We start from the raw sequence: 17,165 nt of genomic DNA, 5'->3' as shown, positions 1-17,165 counted from the left end.
GCCACGAGATGGTCACAGCACCCCGATTAATCCGGGTGCTGTGACCATTTCTCGGTGTTGTGCGACAGTGCGCGTCTCGCACACAGCGATGGCTGCGTGGAGGCCGTCCACAAGGAGGCGCAGCTCGGCTCTCGAGGGTGGGCTGCGGGGACACTCTCGGGTGCGTGACCGACGCGCTTCCACCCCTCGTCTTCGCCGCCACCTACGGTTCTCAGACCAGGCACGGCACCGTCCTGCGACGTGACGCGAGTCGCGGCCTTCTGCATCGGGTGCACCCCGGGGCCTACGTCGACGCGGCCGACTGGGCGTGTCTCGACGGACGTCGACGGCACGTCCTGACGACGAGAGCGGTCATGGCAGGCCTGTCGCCTCGGGTCGTCGTGTCGCACGGCTCCGCCGTCGCCCTCCACGGGCTGCCGAGCGTCGACTGGCCGCGGGGGCCCATCCACGTCATCGATCCCGGTCGGGACCGGACGCAGGCGACCGCACGAGTCGTTCGCCACCCGGGTCCGATCGATGCCCGCGACACGGTCACGGTCGACGGGCTCGTCCTGACGAGCGAGGGGCGTACGGCGGTCGACAGGTCGCGGACGGCGTCGTTCGCCGACGGAGTGCTCTGTGTCGACGCCGTCCTTCGCCGCGCCGCCGCCCGGGCGGGATGTTTCGACGCGCCCGCGCGACGCGGCCCGCATCCGTCCGCCGGTCACCGGTCGGGCGTGGACGCGGCGGCAGACGCCATGCGCCGTCTGCTGTTCGAGCGCCTGGACCGCGAACCCGGTGCCCGAGGACTCGCGACGGCTCGTCAGGTCACGGCGTTCGGCACGCCCTGGACGGAGAACGGCGGCGAATCGCTCTGTCGGCTCGCGCTCCTCGAGCTCGGTGCTCCCGAGCCCGTGATGCAGGTCGAGATCTTCGACGGCGCAGGGCTGGCGGGACGTTGCGACTTCGTGATGGGTGACGTGGCGCTCGAGTTCGACGGCAAGGCCAAGTACGACGACGCGGCGATGCGTGCGGGACGGGTGCCGTCGGCGGTGGTGAAGGCCGAGAAGGCCCGTGAGCGGCGACTCGTGCGATCGGGTGCGATCACGGCGATCGGTCGATGCGACGCCGAGGACGTTGCGCTCCGCCTACCGCTCGCCAGGGTTCTCCGAGACCTCGAGGTCGAGCTCAGGCCACGGCAGAACGCCAGGATGTGGCCACACCGCCAGATCTAGGCATGGTGCTGTGACCACTTCGTGGCGGGGTGGCGGGGTGGCGGGGTGGCGGGGTGGCGGGGTGGCGGGGTGGCGGGGTGGCGCGGCAGGACGGCGGCGGCGGGGTGGCAGGGCTGGCGGGGGACGCACACGTCGCTCGGGGACACACAGGGGGACGGTGCAGGACGGCTGCCTAAGATGAGCATCGATCCGTCCGCACAGACCCCCGTTCACGGAAGAGACCCGCGCATGCCCGGAATCCACGCCGACATCACCTCGGCCTTCGGCAACACCCCGCTCGTCAAGCTCAACTCGCTGCCCGCCGAGGGCGGGGCCGAGGTGCTGGCCAAGCTCGAGTTCTACAACCCGGGGGCCAGCGTGAAGGACCGTCTCGGCGTCGCCATCGTCGACGCGGCCGAGGCCTCCGGCGACCTGAAGCCCGGCGGCACGATCGTCGAGGGCTCGAGTGGCAACACGGGCATCTCGCTGGCCCTGGTCGGAGCCGCCCGCGGCTACCGGGTGATCGTCACGATGCCCGAGACGATGAGCGTCGAACGACGCACCGTCATGAAGGCCTACGGCGCGACGATCGTGCTGACCCCCGGACCCGAGGGCATGAAGGGCGCCGTCGAACGCGCCAAGCAGATCGCGGCCGAGACCGAGAACGCGATCTGGGCCCAGCAGTTCGAGACGCAGGCCAACGCCGAGATCCACCGCCGCACGACCGCGCCCGAGATCCTGCGCGACACCGACGGGAAGATCGACTTCTTCGTGGCGGGCGTCGGGACCGGCGGCACCATCACGGGCGTCGGTCAGGTGCTGCACGAGAAGGTCCCCGGTGTGAAGGTCGTCGCGGTCGAGCCCGCCGACTCGCCCCTGCTGAGCGAGGGCAAGGCCGGCCCGCACAAGATCCAGGGCATCGGGGCGAACTTCGTGCCCGAGGTGCTCGACCGCTCGCAGATCGACGAGGTGTTCCCCGTGCAGCTCGACGACGCCCTGCGCGTCGCGCGCGACCTCGCCACGAAGGAAGGCATCCTCTCGGGCATCTCGTCGGGGGCGATCATCCACGCCGCACTCGAGATCGCGAAGCGACCCGAGAACGCCGGCAAGCGCATCGTCGCCATCGTCTGCGACACCGGAGAGCGTTACCTGTCGACCGTGCTGTTCCAGGACCTCGCGGACGCCTAGGGTGCGGTTGGTCGCGCGCCTCCGCGAGGACCTCGACACCGTCCGGAGGCGCGACCCGGCTGCCCGAGGACGCCTCGAGACCGCCCTCGTCTACTCGGGCCTGCACGCGGTGTGGGCGCACCGCGTGACCTCGAGACTGTGGCGTGCGGGGCCGGCACCGCGCCTCCTCGGGTCGCGGTTCGCCGCCCGCCTGCTGTCGCAGGCGGTCCGATCGCTGACCGGCGTCGAGATCCACCCCGGGGCTCGCCTCGGGGCCCGTCTGTTCATCGACCACGGCATGGGCGTCGTGATCGGCGAGACCGCGGTCGTCGGTGACGACTGCACGATCTTCCACGGAGTGACCCTCGGGGGCAAGGGACGCGGAGGCGCGCTCGGCCGCCGGCACCCCACCGTCGGTGACGGCGTGATGATCGGTGCCGGGGCCGCCGTGCTCGGCGGCGTCACCGTGGGCAGCGGCAGCGTCGTCGGGGCCAACGCGGTCGTGACCAAGGACGTTCCGGCCGGGTCGGTCGCGGTGGGCGTGCCCGCCGTCGCCCGGCCGCGTCGGCCTTGACCTACCGCGTCGGCCCTGACGAAGCCGCGTCGACCCTGACGAAGCCGCGCCGGCCCTGACGAAGCCGCATCGACCCTGACGAGGCCGCATCGGCCCTCGGGACGAGGTCGGGGCCGCTCAGTGCCGGGGTTCCCACCGGAAGGCTTTCGTGGCCGCGAGGGCCCCGAGGGCGGCCCAGACCAGCGTCGGAGTCAGCAGCACGGACACGAGTGACAGGTCGCCGCCGTTCCAGGCGAGGGTGATCAGTTCCATCAGTCCGCCCCCGGGCAGGATGCGCTTGAGCCAGAGCAGGTCGTCGGCACCCGTGACCGTCCACCAGATCGCCACCCCGAGCGTGATCAGGTAGAGCGGCATGGTCGTGTACTGAGCGTGCTCGGGCGAGGTGCTGAACCCGGCCGTGGCCAGGGCGAAGCCGGCGAACATGGCCTCGGCGACCAGGACGGCCACGATCAGCAGCCCGGCGTGCACCGGGGGCTCGCGGAGCGCGAGCACGCCGAGCACGACGACGAGTTGCGCGACGCTGACCGCCACGACGGGCAGCACGAGCCCGGCGATGATGCCCGCGTCGCCGACGGACCCGCTGCGCAACCGCTTCAGGTACAGGGACTGACGACGGGCCGCGAGGGTGGTCGTCGCGGTGACGTAGACGCCGAGGCCCACCATGCCGATGATCTGCACGCCGGCGAGCATGCCGGCCGTGCCGTACGAGTCGAAGGCGTAGGTGAGGGCCCCGAAGCCGAGGGGCAGCAGCAGGGCGCAGAGGGCGACGGTGCGGTTGCGCACGAGCATGCGCAGTTCGGCGAGGGCGATGGCGAGCGGGCCGGAACGACGTCGCGAGCCTGCCGACCGGGTGGGGGAGGGACGGGTCACGGTGGTCATGGGATGTCCTTTCGGGGATGCGCGTGGGGAGCGGAGTCGGCGACGGTCGACGGTCAGGAGGCGCGGCCGAGGTCGCGGAACACGTCGTCGAGTCCCGACTCGTGCACCGTGAGACGGGCCAACGGGCGATCGGCGTCGGCCGCCCAGCCGAGCAACGCCCCGAGGTCGCGCTGGGCGTCGTCGGTCTCGATCACGACGAGGTCGTTCTCGGTCCGGGCGACCTGCAGCGGGAGGCCGTCCAGCGGGCCGGGGGCGACGAAGCGGATGGAGGTCGTGCTGCCGGCGGTGAGGTCGGCGACGGTCCCTTCGCGGCGGATGCGCCCGCGGTGCATCAGACCGATGCGGTCGGCGTTCTCGGCGGCTTCCTCGAGGTAGTGGGTGGTCAGGACGAAGGTGACCCCCGCCTCCCGGAGTCCGGCGACCACGGCCCAGAGCGCGTCCCGTGCCGCGGGGTCGAGGCCCGTGGTGGGTTCGTCGAGGAAGACCAGCTCGGGCGTGCCCCAGACGGCCGCGGCGAAGTCGACCCGCCGCCGCTCGCCGCCCGAGAGCCGTGCGACCCGGGCCGAGGCCTTGTGGTCCACGCCGACGAGGCCGAGCACGCGGTCGACGTCGTCGTCGCGACCCGAGACGGCGCCCGACAGCTGGACGCTCTCGCGCACGGTGAGCTCGGGGGCGAGGCCCGAGTCCTGCAACATCGTGCCGATGCGCGGTCGGATGCGCCCCCGGTCGGTCGGATCACCGCCGAGCACCTCGACCCGGCCCGCGTCGGCCGTGCGTTGCCCTTCGAGCACCTCGAGCGTGGTGGTCTTGCCGGCACCGTTCGTGCCGAGGAGCGCGTACAGCTCGCCGCGGTGGACGGTCAGGTCGAGGCCGTCGACGGCGGTGAACGAGCCGTACGAACAGCGGAGGCCGTGCGTCGAGATGACGGCGTCGCCGCGCTCGGCGGAGCCGGGCGCGACGGCCGGTCGGGGCGTGGTGTCGGTGGAGTTCGTCATGACCTCGACGATCTCGTGCCGGGCGGACGACGGGTAGTGCCGGCGTGCCACCCGTGCCGTGTGACATCGGTCATGCTCGGCCGTGACATCGGGCACCTCCGTGCGTCGGCGGCCTCCGTTAGCGTGGTCGCATGCCCCACCTCCCGCTGGCCGTGCGTCCTCGACCGGGCGGCCACCTGCCCCCGCTCGCGCGCATGCGGCGGTACGTCACGTGGTCGTTCGTGGCGCTCGCGCTCTTCACCACCCTCGTCCTGGTCGTGACGCTGGTGGCCGAGGGCACCTCCTGGTGGTTGGTGGCGGCCTCCGGCGCCGCGGGGGCTCTCGTCACGGCCCACTCGTTCTTCTGGGAACGCCGCCCACCCGTGCCGTTGGCCGTCGCCGGTCTCGTCGTCTCGTACCTCGTCTGGCTGGCGGTCCCGCTCGGCGGGCACAACGCCCTGCTGCTCTTCCCCTTCGGCCTCACCGTCGGGTACCTGGCGACGACGCCCCCGTCCGCCTCCTGGCGATGGGTCGTCGCCGCCGTGGTCGCGGCGCTCGTGCCCGTGGTGGTCGTCGAGGTCGACGCGGCCGCACCGCTCGTGGGGCTGTCGACGGTGGTCGTGATCGGCCTGCTGTCGCTCTACGGGATCTGTCGGCTGAACCGGTACGGGTTCGACCTGTACCTCGAGATCGACGCGGCCCGCGAGACCCAGTCCGAGCTCGCCGTGATGCGCGAGCGGTACCGGTTCTCGGTCGACCTGCACGACATCCAAGGGCAGGCCCTGCACGTCGGTCGCCTGCAGCTGCAGTTGGCCGACAAGACCCTGGACCGCGACCCCGCCGCCGCGCGACGGCACCTCCGCGAGGCCGAGCAGCTGATCGTGCAGACCATCGCCGAGACCCGTCGGCTGGCCTACGGCGAACGCACGCTCACGCTCGCCGGCGAACTGGCCAACTCGGCCGAATTGATCCGGGCGGCGGGCATCGAGCTCGAGGTCACGGGCGTCCCTCCCGTCGGTCACCCTGCCGACGACCTCTTCGGCCACGTCGTGCGTGAGGCCACGACGAACGTGCTGCGTCACGCCCAGGCGGAGCGGGTCTCCATCGTGCTCGGCCCCGAGTCGGTCGAGGTCGTCAACGACGGTGCCCCCGAGCCCCTGCGCGGACTCAGCGGCCTCGCCCGTCTCGGCGAGAGGTTCGCCGCGGTCGGCGGCACGGTGACCACCCGGCTCGAGAACGGCCGGTTCCGGGTCGAGGCGAGGGCGACGGCGACGGGAGCCGGCGGAGCATCCCGGCCGACGGCGACACGGGCCGGGGCGGCCCCCGCGGCATCGACCGGGGCGTCGACCGGGGCGTCGACCGCGGCGTCGACCGGCACGGGGCCCGCATGATCCGCGTGCTGCTCGCCGACGACGAGACCCTGCTGCGTCGATCGATCGCCGCCCTGCTCGACCTGAGCGACACGATCACCGTCGTCGCCCAGGCCGCCGACGGTGCCGAGGCCGTGGCCCTCGCCGCGCTTCACGAGCCCGACGTCGTGCTGCTCGACCTCGAGATGCCCGGCATGGACGGCATCGACGCGGCGATCGCGATCCTGGGTCGACGACCCGAGCAGGCGGTCGTGCTGCTGACCCGTCACGGCCGCCCCGGCGTGCTCCGTCGTGCCCTCCGTGCCGGGGTGCGAGGGTTCCTGCCGAAGTCGGTCGATCCCGACGAGCTCGAACGGGTGATCGTGCAGGTGCACGACGGCCGCCGTTACATCGACGCCGACATCTCGGCCTCGGCGATGATGGACGACTGTCCGCTGACCGAGCGCGAGCTCGACACGTTGCGACTGACGACCGACGGCTTCTCGGTGCGTGAGATCAGCGCCCGGCTGCACCTCGCGTCCGGCACGGTGCGCAACTACCTGTCGTCGGCGATGCAGAAGACCGGCAGTTCGTCGCGGCACGCCGCCGCCCGGGTCGCGCGCGAGCGCGGCTGGCTCTGACCCCGGTCCGCCCGGCGTCAGGCGCCATGCGTCAGGCGCCCGCACCCGGCGTCAGGCGCCCGGCGTCAGGCGTTCGTGAGCTCGCGGTCGCGTGAGACGGTCGAGGAGGCGCGGCGAGGCTCCCGGGGCTCGAAACGGCCCTTCAGCGCGAGGGCCGGCTTCTCCACGAAGTGGTGCGAGAGAACGGACGTGCCGATCGCCGCCGCGAGCACGAGGACGATGCCGAGCGCACCCTGCACGTACGGTTCGACCAGCGCGATGAAGACGACGTGCCAGAGGTAGAGCGGGTACGAGACGGCCCGTCCGAACCAGGCGACCGGTGCCAGGGACAGCACCCAGGCGACGGGGGACGACGCCGTGACGAGACCACCGATCAGGAGCATCGAGGCCAGGCCCACGGCGGGCAACGCGACCGCGAAGGTGAGGACGCTCTGCTGCCACCCCGCTCCGATGACGAAGAGCGACCCCACGACCCCGGCGAATCCGAGCCAGGTGGCGAGGGCTCCCCAGCGGCCGGCGAGGGCTGCCCGCACGCGGTCGGACCGCAGGACGACCGCGAGCACGCAGCCCATCAGCAGGGGGGCCACGTTGAGGACGGGGCTGAAGTAGATGTCGGGGGTCGCACCGCCCGAGGGGCGGTCGTAGAGGAACCAGGTGGCGACGGCCGAGGCGACCACGACCACCGAGAGGCCGGCGACCAGGGCCTTGCGCCTGACCGCGACGGCGAGCAGCAGCACCAGCACCGGCGGCCAGACGAGGTAGAACTGCTCTTCCATCGACAGGCTCCACATCGGCGCGAAGACGCCCTGCGAGGTGTCGAAGAACGCCCGGGCGACGTTGCCGGTGTAGGTGAGGGCGATCAGGGCGGCACCGACCGGGCCGAGGGTCGAGCCCTGGTAGTCACCCACGAGCCACCACAGCGAGACGCCCACCACGACGACGGCGAGCAGCGTCGGGTAGAGCCGCAGCAGGCGGCGGACCCAGAACCGGCCGAGCCGGATGCGTCCCGTCGACGCGTGCTCGCGCAGCAGCAACGTGGTGATCAGGTAGCCCGACAGCACGAAGAAGACGTTGACGCCCACGAAACCGCTGCCGAAGCCCGGCACGTGCAGGTGGTAGAGCACGACGAGGGCGATGGCCAGCGTGCGCAGGCCGTCGAGCGGCAGCACCCGGTCTCGACGGGTCGTCGAGACGGGGCGGACGGTCGGCTCTGTGGTCGGCAGGGCTGAGGGCATCGTTGCAGTGTGCCTCACCTTCCTTGGTGCCGCCCGAACGAGGGGGCCGGGTTCGCATCCCGGCCCCACCCGCGCGTGGCGGCGCCCGGACGGCGCTATCCGCGCTGCTGCGGGACGCGACGCGGCAGGGCGAACACGAGCACGAACGAGGCCAGGGCGAAGATCGCGCTGACGAGCATGGCGTGGGCCGCCGCGTCGGTGAAGCCGGTGGCGACGTCGGCCGGCGTGCGGCCCGAGATGGTCAGCGTGCCGAAGAGCACGCTGCCGATGATCGCGATGCCCACGGCCGACCCGATGCGCTGGATCGCCGAGATGACGGCGCTGGCCGAGCCGGCGTCCTGCCGGTCGACCGTCGCGACGATGAACTGGACGTTCGGCGCGATGAAGAAGCCGTTGCCGAGGCCGGCGAGCAGCAGAGGGACCAGCAGCATCCAGTTGGTCAGGTCGGAGGCGTCGACCGTGACGAGCACGAGCCACATCCAGGTGAGGCCGATGGTGACGAGGGCCGTGCCGAGGATCAGCACGCCGCGACCGAGCCGGGCGGCGATGCGGTTGCTCTGCGACGAGCTGATGATGCTGCCCACCGCGAACGGGATCGCCACGGCGCCCGAGGCCAACGCACTGTGGCCGAGCCCCGACTGCCAGAGTAGCGAGATCGTGAAGAAGATGCTCGTGAAGGCCGCGAAGTAGACGAGCGCGAGGACGACGCCACCGGTGAACGACGGGTGCGCGAACAGCTTCGGCGGGACGAGGGGGGTCTTGCCGCGCTTCGTGTACGCGACCTCCCACAGGCCGAACAGGGCGAGCAGCACGACGCCGGCGGCGATGGTCAGGTAGGTCCAGAGCGGCCAGCCCTCGTCCTGCCCCTGGATCAGCGGGACGAGCAGGGCGACGAAGGCGCCCGAGACCAGCACGAGGCCGATCCAGTCGAGCCCGCGGTCGGGACGGGGCACCGACTCGTCTCGCTTGGGCAGCAGGACGGCGGCGGCGACGAGGGTGATGATGCCGAACGGCAGGTTGACGTAGAAGACGAGACGCCACCCGTTCTCGTCGCCGAAGGCCTGGATGATCAGGCCGCCGATGATCGGACCGAGCGCCGACGAGACGCCGATGACGGCGCCCATGATGGCGAAGGCCTTGCCCCGCGAGCGACCGGGGAACAGCAACTGGATGAACGCCGTGACGGCCGGCACGAAGATGCCGCCGGCGAGGCCCTGCACGACGCGGAACACCACGAGCTGGGTGTCGTCCTGGGCGAGGCCACAGGCGAGCGACGCCAGCGTGAAGAGCAGGACTCCCGTGAAGTAGACCCACTTGTGGCCGATGCGGTCGCCGATGCGCCCGGCGGGGATCAACGCGAGGCCGAAGGCGAGGGCGTACCCCGAGATGATCCACGACAGGGTCGACTCCGAGGCGTCGAGAGTCGTGCGGATCGTCGGCAGGGCGACGTTGACGATCGTGGTGTCGAGCAGGGCGATGAACATGCCGAGGAGAAGGGCGACGAGGGCGTACCAGGCGTGACGCGGCACCCCGGCGGGCTGGCCGGGGCCCGCTCCGGGGGAGGACGGCGATGTGGCGCCGGTCGGGGCGGGGGCGTGGGTCATGGGGTGGCCTTTCGGGCAGCGGCACGGGCCGTGAGGCGAGGCGAAGGGGGCGTGAGGCGAGGCGAAGGGGGCGTGGGGCGAGGCGACGGGGGCGAGGCGAGGGGGGGAGGGGCGGCACGAGGCCGGAGCACGTGGCGGCGGCGTCGGGGCGGGCGCACGACGCAGGAGGCGCGGGTCACCGACCCGCGCCTCCTGATTTTTGCACGTTCTGCACTCGTCCGCGCACCATCGCCGGAGCGGACGCCGAAGGGCCCCGCCGATGCGGCGGGGCCCTTCGCGGTCGGGAGCGGCGGCGGTCAGCGGCGGCCGAGGCGGCGTTCGCCGGCCGCGCCGGTCTGGTACACGAGGCCGTAGTGCTCGAACACGGCGGGCTCGCGGGCTGCCTCGAGCTCGCCGTCGGTCTCGATCGACGGGGCGTCCTTGACGAGCTTCTTCGCGAACTGCACCTTGAGGTGCTTGGGGGCGACGACGGCACCCTGCAGCGGCACGAAGACCAGGCGCGAGCGGCCGAGCAGTCCGGCGGTCACGGTGGCGAAGGCGGGCTGGTCGGCGGCGGTGTCGAAGTAGATGCTCTCGAGCGAGCCGACCTTGTCGCCGTCGGGGTCGACGACCGGCATGCCGATCCAGTCGCGGATGTTCTCGGCTTCGAACATGGGTGCCTCCTCTGGCGCGGGCCCCGTCCGGGCCCTCTCGGTCGAGGCTAGTGGAGCGTGCGTGCCGGCGCTCAGGCGGGGACGCGCCCTCGCAGGGCCTTCTCGGCGAAGCCCCGGACCTCGTCGGTGAGCCTCAGGCGGTCGGGTCCGTCGACGGCTGCGAGGAGGGCCTCGGCCCGGTCGGGCCGGAGCCCCGTGAAGGACTCGCCGATCGTCACCCCGTGCGACGGTCGTGACAGCACCGTGACGCCGTCACCCGCCTGGACGGGCCCCGCCTTCACCACCCGCAGGTAGGTGCCGGGGCGACCCTCGGCGTAGAACCGCTTGACCCACATGGCCTCGCCGAGTCGGCGGGCGAACGTGCCGCACGGGACGCGAGGCTTCGTGACCTCGAGCACGAGGGTGCCGCCCACGGCCCAGCGTTCGCCGATCACCGCGCCGGTGACGTCGATCCCGGACGTCCGCAGGTTCTCGCCGAACAGCCCCGGCACCACCTCGCGGCCGAGCAGCTCGGCGAAGTGGGCGGCGTCCTCGTCGGCGAAGGCGTACACCGCCTGGTCGATCCCGCCGTGGTGCTTGCGGTCGGCCTGCACGTCGGCACGGAGGCCGAGGGGGCGCACGTGGACGGGCCCGTCCACGGGGCGCTTGTCGATGGCGGTCACGCCGATCGTGCCCGAGTCGGGCAGCAGGGCCGACACCCGGCAGACGGCCGTGACGGACGCGGTCGGGGCCGTGACGGAGGCGGTCGCGGCGGTGACGGAGGCGGGGGCGGCGGTCATGCCCCCATCGTGGCGGACGACGGGACCGACGGGAAGCACCGAGCCGCGCCTCCTGACCCCGCGTCCCCCCACCGCCCCACGACGGGTGTCACCCGATTGCGGGCTGGATGCCCATCGGGCAACCTGCCAGGCTCGCCCCGACGAAAGGGATGACATGGTTCACGGCGGCTACGCGGTCATCGACGTCGAGACGACGGGTCTCTGGCCCGGGCGACACCATCGGGTGATCGAGATCGGCATCGTGCACCTCGACGTCCACGGTGAGGTCGAGGCGTCGTTCGAGACCGTCGTCGACCCCTCGCGGGACCTCGGGCCCATCCACGTCCACGGGCTCCGCAGCGCGGACGTCCGCGGGGCACCCCGGTTCGAGCACGTCGTCGACGACCTCTGCGACCGCCTGCGCGGACGCGTCGTCGTCGCGCACAACGCCCGCTTCGAGGCGCAGTTCCTGGCCGCCGAGTTCGCGCGCCTCGGGTTGGTGTCGCCGCTCGGGACCGACGGGTCGGGCGCACTCTGCACGATGAAGCTCGCCCCCACGTACCTGCCCGGCGCCGGCCGCACGCTCGCCGACTGCTGCGCGGCCATCGACGTCGACCTCTCCGTCGCCCACGAGTCGCTCGGCGACGCGGCGGCGACCGCCCAGCTGCTGTCCGCCTACCTGCGCATGGGTGACGCCCAGTCGGCCTGGTGGCAGGACTGGGGCCGCTACGCCGCCCTGCAGCAGTGGCCGACGGCCGAGACCCCGCGGTCCACGCCGCACCCCCGGTACGCAGGAGGCGCGGGTGGCGCCGACGACGGAGGCCACGTCCCCGGCCGCGCGGCCTGGCGGGCCCGGCGCCGTGTCGCCCGGGTGCGCGACCTCGCGCCCGCCCCCTCCGCCGTCCTCTTGGCGTCCGGCGCCGTGGGGCCCACGGCTCCGGCGGCGGTGCCCCCGGCGAGCCCCGCGGGCGGCACGCACCTCGCGGGTCCCGTCGACCTCGACCTCGATCGCGACGTCTACGGCCTGTCCGTCGAGCCGGCGCCCACCGAGCCCCGCTTTCTCGAGCGGGCGACCGAGCTGCTGCCCCAGCTCGGCCTCGACCGTCGTCAGGACCAGTACGCGGCGATGCTCGACAAGGCACTGTCCGACGGCTACCTCTCGCGGGACGAGGCCGGGAACCTCGCGACCCTCGCCGTCGAGCTCGACCTCGACGACCTGTCCCGTGCGCTCGTGCACGACCGCTACTTCGCCTCACTCGTCTCGACCGTCTGGGCGCACGACGTGCTCTCGGACGACGAACGGCGGCAGGTGGACGCGGTCGCCGAGATGCTCGGCATCGCCCCGCACCGGCGCGACGCGGCTCTCGTGCCGTCGGTGCTCGAGCGCGCGCCCCGTCCGGCGGAGGACGACGAGCTCGACGAGTTCGAGGTCATCGAGGGGCTCGACGAGTCCCTCGGAGCGGCACCGGAGCCCCGGACGCCGTCCCTGGCCCGGCCCGACGTCGGGCCGCTGGCACCCGGCGCGCACGTCGCCCTGACCGGATCGCTCAGCCAGGAGAGGGACGCCCTCGTGCGGACGCTCGAGCGTGCCGGGTTGGTCGTCTGGCCGGCGGTCACGACCGAGACGTCGCTGGTCGTCGCCGCGGACGTCGCCTGCGCATCGGGCAAGGTCCGCAAGGCCCTCCGTTACGGGGTGCCCGTGGTCGACGAGACGCAGTTGCCGTTCGTGCTGGCCCGCTCACGTCGGTCACGCACGGCGGCCTGACGCCGAGGAGGCACGGGACGCCCCGTGGGGGATCGCTCCTTACAGGGCGGGATCGTCCGTGAAGTGGTCGTCGCTGTCGAGCGACGGCCATTCGGTCAGTTGCTCGGGTGCGGTCTCGGGGAGGGTGGTGCGTGCCATGGGGTCCGTCGGGTCGGGGTGCTCGGTGCCTCCGGTCGGACCACCTCCCGAGGTGAGGGAGGACGGCGACCGGGAGCTGGGGCTGCCTCCGCCCACCGTACGCGCCTCGCGGGGCTGCGCCTAGCGGAACGGCCGGTCCCGACGGTGGTGAGCACCGAGCCCTCCGGTCCATTTGCATGATGTGCAAGATTCCTTCGGCGTTCATCTTCGAGCGCGTCCACGAGGCCTAGCGTCGCACCGGGGCCATCGTGCCGCGGTCATCGGTCGGTGACCGGCGAGGGTCCCGGAGGGCGGTACCGATGGACGTGTTCGTCACCGTGGTGCTCGTGGTCGTGATCGCGCTGGTCTTCGACTTCACGAACGGCTTCCACGACACGGCCAACGCCATGGCGACCTCGGTCGCCACCGGCGCCCTCAAGCCGAAGGTCGCCGTCCTCATCTCGGCCGTCCTCAACCTGGTGGGTGCGTTCCTCTCGACCGAGGTCGCGAGCACCGTCTCGAACGGCATCATCCGCGAGGGAGACGGCGGGGTGCAGGTGACACCGGTCATGATCTTCGCCGGTCTCGTGGGAGCCGTCATCTGGAACCTCGCCACCTGGTACCTCGGGCTGCCGTCCAGCTCGTCGCACGCCCTCTTCGGCGGCCTGATCGGGGCCGCGGTCATCGGTGCCGGCGTGGGGGCCGTCGACTTCGGCGTGGTCCTGTCGAAGGTCGTGCTGCCGGCCCTGATCTCGCCCGTCGTGGCGGGCGTGGTCGCCCTCGTCGCCACCTACGTGGCCTACCGGATCACGCGGCAGGCCACCCTGCGGGGGTCCACCGCCGGCTTCCGGCACGGGCAGACGATCAGCGCCTCCCTGGTCTCGCTCGCCCACGGCACGAACGACGCCCAGAAGACGATGGGCATCATCACGTTGACCCTGATCGCCGCCGGCTACCAGGGCGCCGGCAGCGCCCCGCAGCTCTGGGTGGTCCTCGCCTGTGGCCTCGCCATCGCGCTCGGCACCTACCTCGGGGGCTGGCGCATCATGCGCACCGTGGGCAAGCGCATCACCGACGTCCAGGCCCCGCAGGGGTTCGCGGCCGAGACGAGCTCGGCCGCGACCATCCTGATCTCGTCCCACCTCGGGTTCGCCCTGTCGACGACCCAGGTGACGTCGGGGTCCATCGTCGGGGCAGGGCTGGGCAAGAAACTCGCCACGGTGCACTGGGGCGTCGTCGGCAGGATCGCGTCGGCCTGGGTGGTGACCCTGCCGGCCGCCGCGCTGGTCGGGGGGCTCTCGGCCTGGCTGGCCAGTTCGAGCACGGCGGGCCTGGTGGTGGTCGCGGTGCTCGCCCTGGGCGGTGGGCTCGCCTTCGCCCTCCTCGCCCGACGGCACCCGGTGACCCACGAGACCGTCAACGACAGCGACGAGGCCCCGGCCGCCGAACGGGTCGGCGCGAGCCGCGGACGAGGGGAGTGACCATGTTCTTGGGAGTCGACTGGGGCGCCTTCGTCGTGGTCTTCGCGACCGCGCTCGCCGCCACCGCCGTCATCGTGACCACGTTCGCGACGGGGGTCCGTCTGTTCGCGGACGGTGCCGTCGAGTCCGACGGCGGGGCCGGTGCCGCCGTCCCGAGCGGGGGACCGTCGCAGTCGAGACCGCTGGGCGCCACGGTCGCCGGCGGGCTGTGCTTCGCCGTGGGGATCGCTGCCGTGCTCGTCGGACTGTGGCTGATCGTCCCCCAGTTCCACTGACGGCCCGGTCGGCGGGCCGGCGAGTATCGTGCGGGCATGACCAACGACAACGGCATCCCCGACGGTTCGACCGACATGACCGAAGACGACAAGAAGTACACCGAAGACCTGGCCGACGGGTCGAAGCAGGGCCTCGTCGACGACTCCGAGCAGAGCGACGACAGCGAGGTCTCGGACGGCAAGGACAGCTAGTCGCCCGGGCTCCGGCCCCGGCAGGTCACGACATGCCGCTCACGTGCGAACGTGGGCGGCATGTCGCGTTTCCCCGACACGATCCGTCCCGACCACGACCCTTCCGGCCGGCCCGTGTCAACCCCCCGTCGCGTTTTCACCATGTGCGGTCACCGCCCCCCGGGAGAGGGACAGAGTGACAGGTCCTACCCCGATCACGACCGTCACCCGGACGGTCGCCGACGATCCGAGAGGCACGACATGAGCGACGACGAACGCTACGACGGAGACCCGTCCACCCCGGTCTACGACACCACCTCCGAGGGGCAGCCGCTTCGCGGCGCCGCCTCCGGACACGACCACCTGCGCCGCGACGACGCCGTGACCGACCTGGGCGACCAGGTCGGCGCGTACGCCGACATCACCGACCCCGACGCGACGGCGAGCGACTTCAGCGCGACCGCGGCCCCGGTCGTCGAGGAGCACCTCGGGCACGACCACACCGGCACCGACGCCGATTCCGGCACCGGCACCGGCGCCGCCGACACCGCGAAGGCCAAGGCCGGTGCCGCGAAGGACGAGGCGGCCGGCGTCGCGGACGACGCGAAGTCCGCGGCCTCCGACGTCGCCGGCAGTGTCAAGGAGCAGGTCTCCAAGGTCGCTTCCGAGGCCGGCGGCCAGGCCAAGCAGCTCTTCGGCCAGGCGACGGGCGAGCTCAAGGAGCAGGCCGGCGCCCAGCAGGAGAAGGCCGCGGCCGGCCTCCGCCAGGTCGGCGACCAGCTCGGCTCGATGGCCGACTCCGCCGACAGCGGCATCGCGGGCGAGCTGGTCCGCAACCTGTCCGGTCGCGCCCACGGCGTCGCCGGTTGGCTCGAGGGTCGCGACCCGGGCAGCCTGCTGGACGACGTGAAGTCGTACGCGGCGCGCAAGCCCGGCACGTTCATCGCCATCGCGGCGGTCTCCGGCCTGCTCGCCGGACGCGTCGTCAAGTCGCTGACGGCGGAGGCCGGGGACGAGCACGCCGCCACGACCGGAGACGCCGGAGGTGCGGCGAGCCGGCCCGCGCCTCCTGCGTCCGCCACCGCGCCGAGCCGTCTCGTCGGTGACGTCGGCCCCGTGGCCGGTGAGTACGACGTCGTCACCGAGGGCGACGTCCCCGGCGTCGGCACGTCGACGCCCGACTCCAGCGTGCCCACGACGTGGCCCGGCACCTCGGGGACGCGCGCGTGAGCGACCCGTTCCGCGAGCCCGTGGCGACGCCTCCCGCCCCGGAGGACAAGGCCGCGACCACGTCGCTCGGCGACCTGCTCTCCGGCGTGACCGGTGACATCTCGACCCTCTTCCGTCAAGAGGTCGAGCTGGCCAAGGCCGAGCTCACCGAGTCGGCCAAGAAAGCCGGCAAGGGTGCGGGCATGTTCGGCGGAGCGGGTCTCACCGCCCTCTTCGCCCTGCTGTTCGTCTCGCTGGCCGCCATGTGGGGCCTCGGCGTGCTGATCGGCCTCGGCTGGTCGTCGCTGATCATCGCGGTCGTCTACGCGATCGTCGCCCTCGTGCTGTTCCTGCGCGGGAGGAAAGAACTGAAGAGCATCAAGGGGGCACCGAAGACGGTCGACTCCCTCAAGAAGATCCCCGAGACCGTCACGCCTGGAGGCACCGCATGAGCACCACCGACCAGAACGGCAGCAGCCGCACGCCCGACGAGATCCGCGCCGAGATCGAGCGCACGCGCGCCGGACTCGGCAACGACGTCGACGCGCTCGCCGACAAGGTGAACCCGTCGAGCATCGCGCATCGTCAGACCGAGAAGGTGAAGAGCCGCTTCTCGGGCGTCAAGGAGTCGGTCATGGGTGCGGCGCACGATGCGGCCTCGTCGACCTCGGGTGCCGGTCACGACGCCGCGGGCAGCGTCTCGGACGCCTCGTCGGCGGCCGTGCGCAAGGCGAAGGGCAACCCGCTCGCCGTCGGCCTCATCGCCTTCGGAGCCGGCTGGCTCGTGTCGTCGCTGATCCCCGCCTCGGACAAGGAGAAGGAGCTCGTCTCCGACGCCAAGGACGCAGCGGGCCCGGCACTCGACTCGGTGAAGGGTGCGGCGCAGGACGTGGCGTCGAACCTGAAGGAGCCCGCCCAGGAGGCGTTCGCCTCGGTCAAGGGCACGGCGCAGGACGCCGCCTCGACCGTGAAGGACGACGCCTCGAGCGCCGCGGGCGACGTGAAGGACAGCGCCCAGCAGTCGAAGGAGAACGTGCAGGGGGCCTGACCCCTCGGGCCCGCGTCCCGACGGACGCAGACAGGCCCGTCCCGACGAGAGTCGGGGCGGGCCTTCGCACGT

General features: G+C 72.4%; 18 protein-coding genes. 12 read left to right on the top strand and 6 right to left on the bottom strand.

Features of this window, described 5'->3' with window-relative positions; all coding sequences use genetic code 11:
- Window positions 1–164: 164 nt before the first annotated feature.
- The 3 genes from OVA02_RS16100 to epsC all read left to right on the top strand — a co-directional run bounded on the left by OVA02_RS16100 (window position 165) and on the right by epsC (window position 2,934).
- A complete protein-coding gene (locus tag OVA02_RS16100; RefSeq protein WP_056046840.1) occupies window positions 165–1,214 on the top strand; it encodes a hypothetical protein in 1,050 nt (349 codons plus the stop codon).
- A 228-nt stretch (window positions 1,215–1,442) separates the two neighbouring features.
- Window positions 1,443–2,381: a cysteine synthase A gene (cysK, locus tag OVA02_RS16095; RefSeq protein ID WP_056046838.1), complete on the top strand. Its 939-nt coding sequence runs from the start codon at window positions 1,443–1,445 to the stop codon at window positions 2,379–2,381.
- 1 nt (window position 2,382) lies between these two features.
- Complete coding sequence (gene epsC, locus OVA02_RS16090) at window positions 2,383–2,934, top strand: serine O-acetyltransferase EpsC (protein ID WP_082460348.1); 552 nt, start codon at window positions 2,383–2,385, stop codon at window positions 2,932–2,934.
- Between the two features lie 117 nt (window positions 2,935–3,051).
- Here the strand turns inward: epsC and OVA02_RS16085 are convergent, their stop codons facing one another.
- The gene (locus OVA02_RS16085; RefSeq protein WP_056046836.1) at window positions 3,052–3,813 is read right to left on the bottom strand and encodes a hypothetical protein; all 762 of its coding nucleotides are present in this window, start codon (window positions 3,811–3,813) and stop codon (window positions 3,052–3,054) included.
- 53 nt (window positions 3,814–3,866) lie between these two features.
- Window positions 3,867–4,808: an ABC transporter ATP-binding protein gene (locus OVA02_RS16080; RefSeq protein ID WP_082460461.1), complete on the bottom strand. Its 942-nt coding sequence runs from the start codon at window positions 4,806–4,808 to the stop codon at window positions 3,867–3,869.
- A 131-nt stretch (window positions 4,809–4,939) separates the two neighbouring features.
- Here OVA02_RS16080 and OVA02_RS16075 point away from each other — a divergent pair, with 131 nt between their 5' ends.
- Together OVA02_RS16075 and OVA02_RS16070 are read left to right on the top strand one after the other, a co-directional pair.
- Window positions 4,940–6,178 (top strand): sensor histidine kinase, encoded by a 1,239-nt coding sequence (locus OVA02_RS16075; RefSeq protein ID WP_056046834.1) that lies wholly within the window; start codon window positions 4,940–4,942, stop codon window positions 6,176–6,178.
- A complete protein-coding gene (locus OVA02_RS16070; RefSeq protein WP_056046833.1) occupies window positions 6,175–6,777 on the top strand; it encodes a response regulator transcription factor in 603 nt (200 codons plus the stop codon). Before OVA02_RS16075 ends, OVA02_RS16070 begins: the two co-directional genes overlap by 4 nt.
- A gap of 65 nt (window positions 6,778–6,842) precedes the next feature.
- Here the strand turns inward: OVA02_RS16070 and OVA02_RS16065 are convergent, their stop codons facing one another.
- The 4 genes from OVA02_RS16065 to OVA02_RS16050 all read right to left on the bottom strand — a co-directional run bounded on the left by OVA02_RS16065 (window position 6,843) and on the right by OVA02_RS16050 (window position 11,048).
- Window positions 6,843–8,012 carry an acyltransferase family protein gene (locus OVA02_RS16065; protein WP_082460347.1) on the bottom strand — a complete coding sequence of 390 codons (1,170 nt, stop codon included), beginning with the start codon at window positions 8,010–8,012 and terminating at the stop codon, window positions 6,843–6,845.
- 95 nt (window positions 8,013–8,107) lie between these two features.
- A complete protein-coding gene (locus tag OVA02_RS16060) occupies window positions 8,108–9,616 on the bottom strand; it encodes an MFS transporter (protein ID WP_056046829.1) in 1,509 nt (502 codons plus the stop codon).
- 296 nt (window positions 9,617–9,912) lie between these two features.
- Window positions 9,913–10,269: a PRC-barrel domain-containing protein gene (locus OVA02_RS16055; RefSeq protein WP_043596802.1), complete on the bottom strand. Its 357-nt coding sequence runs from the start codon at window positions 10,267–10,269 to the stop codon at window positions 9,913–9,915.
- A 71-nt stretch (window positions 10,270–10,340) separates the two neighbouring features.
- Complete coding sequence (locus OVA02_RS16050) at window positions 10,341–11,048, bottom strand: MOSC domain-containing protein (RefSeq protein ID WP_267658800.1); 708 nt, start codon at window positions 11,046–11,048, stop codon at window positions 10,341–10,343.
- Window positions 11,049–11,202: 154 nt separating this feature from the next.
- Here OVA02_RS16050 and OVA02_RS16045 point away from each other — a divergent pair, with 154 nt between their 5' ends.
- The 7 genes from OVA02_RS16045 to OVA02_RS16015 all read left to right on the top strand — a co-directional run bounded on the left by OVA02_RS16045 (window position 11,203) and on the right by OVA02_RS16015 (window position 17,093).
- Window positions 11,203–12,792 carry a 3'-5' exonuclease gene (locus OVA02_RS16045; protein ID WP_056046824.1) on the top strand — a complete coding sequence of 530 codons (1,590 nt, stop codon included), beginning with the start codon at window positions 11,203–11,205 and terminating at the stop codon, window positions 12,790–12,792.
- 437 nt (window positions 12,793–13,229) lie between these two features.
- On the top strand, window positions 13,230–14,390 hold the full coding sequence (locus OVA02_RS16040) for an inorganic phosphate transporter (RefSeq protein WP_056046823.1): 1,161 nt from the start codon (window positions 13,230–13,232) through the stop codon (window positions 14,388–14,390).
- Window positions 14,391–14,392: 2 nt separating this feature from the next.
- Window positions 14,393–14,665, top strand: a complete 273-nt coding sequence (locus OVA02_RS16035; protein WP_056046821.1) for a hypothetical protein — start codon at window positions 14,393–14,395, stop codon at window positions 14,663–14,665.
- Window positions 14,666–14,701: 36 nt separating this feature from the next.
- Window positions 14,702–14,857, top strand: a complete 156-nt coding sequence (locus tag OVA02_RS16030) for a hypothetical protein (RefSeq protein WP_157485374.1) — start codon at window positions 14,702–14,704, stop codon at window positions 14,855–14,857.
- A 240-nt stretch (window positions 14,858–15,097) separates the two neighbouring features.
- Window positions 15,098–16,066: a hypothetical protein gene (locus tag OVA02_RS16025; RefSeq protein ID WP_056046819.1), complete on the top strand. Its 969-nt coding sequence runs from the start codon at window positions 15,098–15,100 to the stop codon at window positions 16,064–16,066.
- Window positions 16,063–16,497 carry a phage holin family protein gene (locus OVA02_RS16020; protein WP_082460459.1) on the top strand — a complete coding sequence of 145 codons (435 nt, stop codon included), beginning with the start codon at window positions 16,063–16,065 and terminating at the stop codon, window positions 16,495–16,497. The genes OVA02_RS16025 and OVA02_RS16020 overlap by 4 nt, the downstream gene beginning before the upstream one ends.
- On the top strand, window positions 16,494–17,093 hold the full coding sequence (locus OVA02_RS16015; RefSeq protein ID WP_056046817.1) for a DUF3618 domain-containing protein: 600 nt from the start codon (window positions 16,494–16,496) through the stop codon (window positions 17,091–17,093). The genes OVA02_RS16020 and OVA02_RS16015 overlap by 4 nt, the downstream gene beginning before the upstream one ends.
- Window positions 17,094–17,165 lie beyond the last annotated feature (72 nt).

It is taken from the genome of Frigoribacterium sp. SL97 (genome assembly GCF_026625765.1).
Lineage (GTDB): Bacteria > Actinomycetota > Actinomycetes > Actinomycetales > Microbacteriaceae > Frigoribacterium.
Note: the sequence above shows the minus strand (reverse complement) of the source record. Positions and strands in the feature narration are given on the sequence as shown.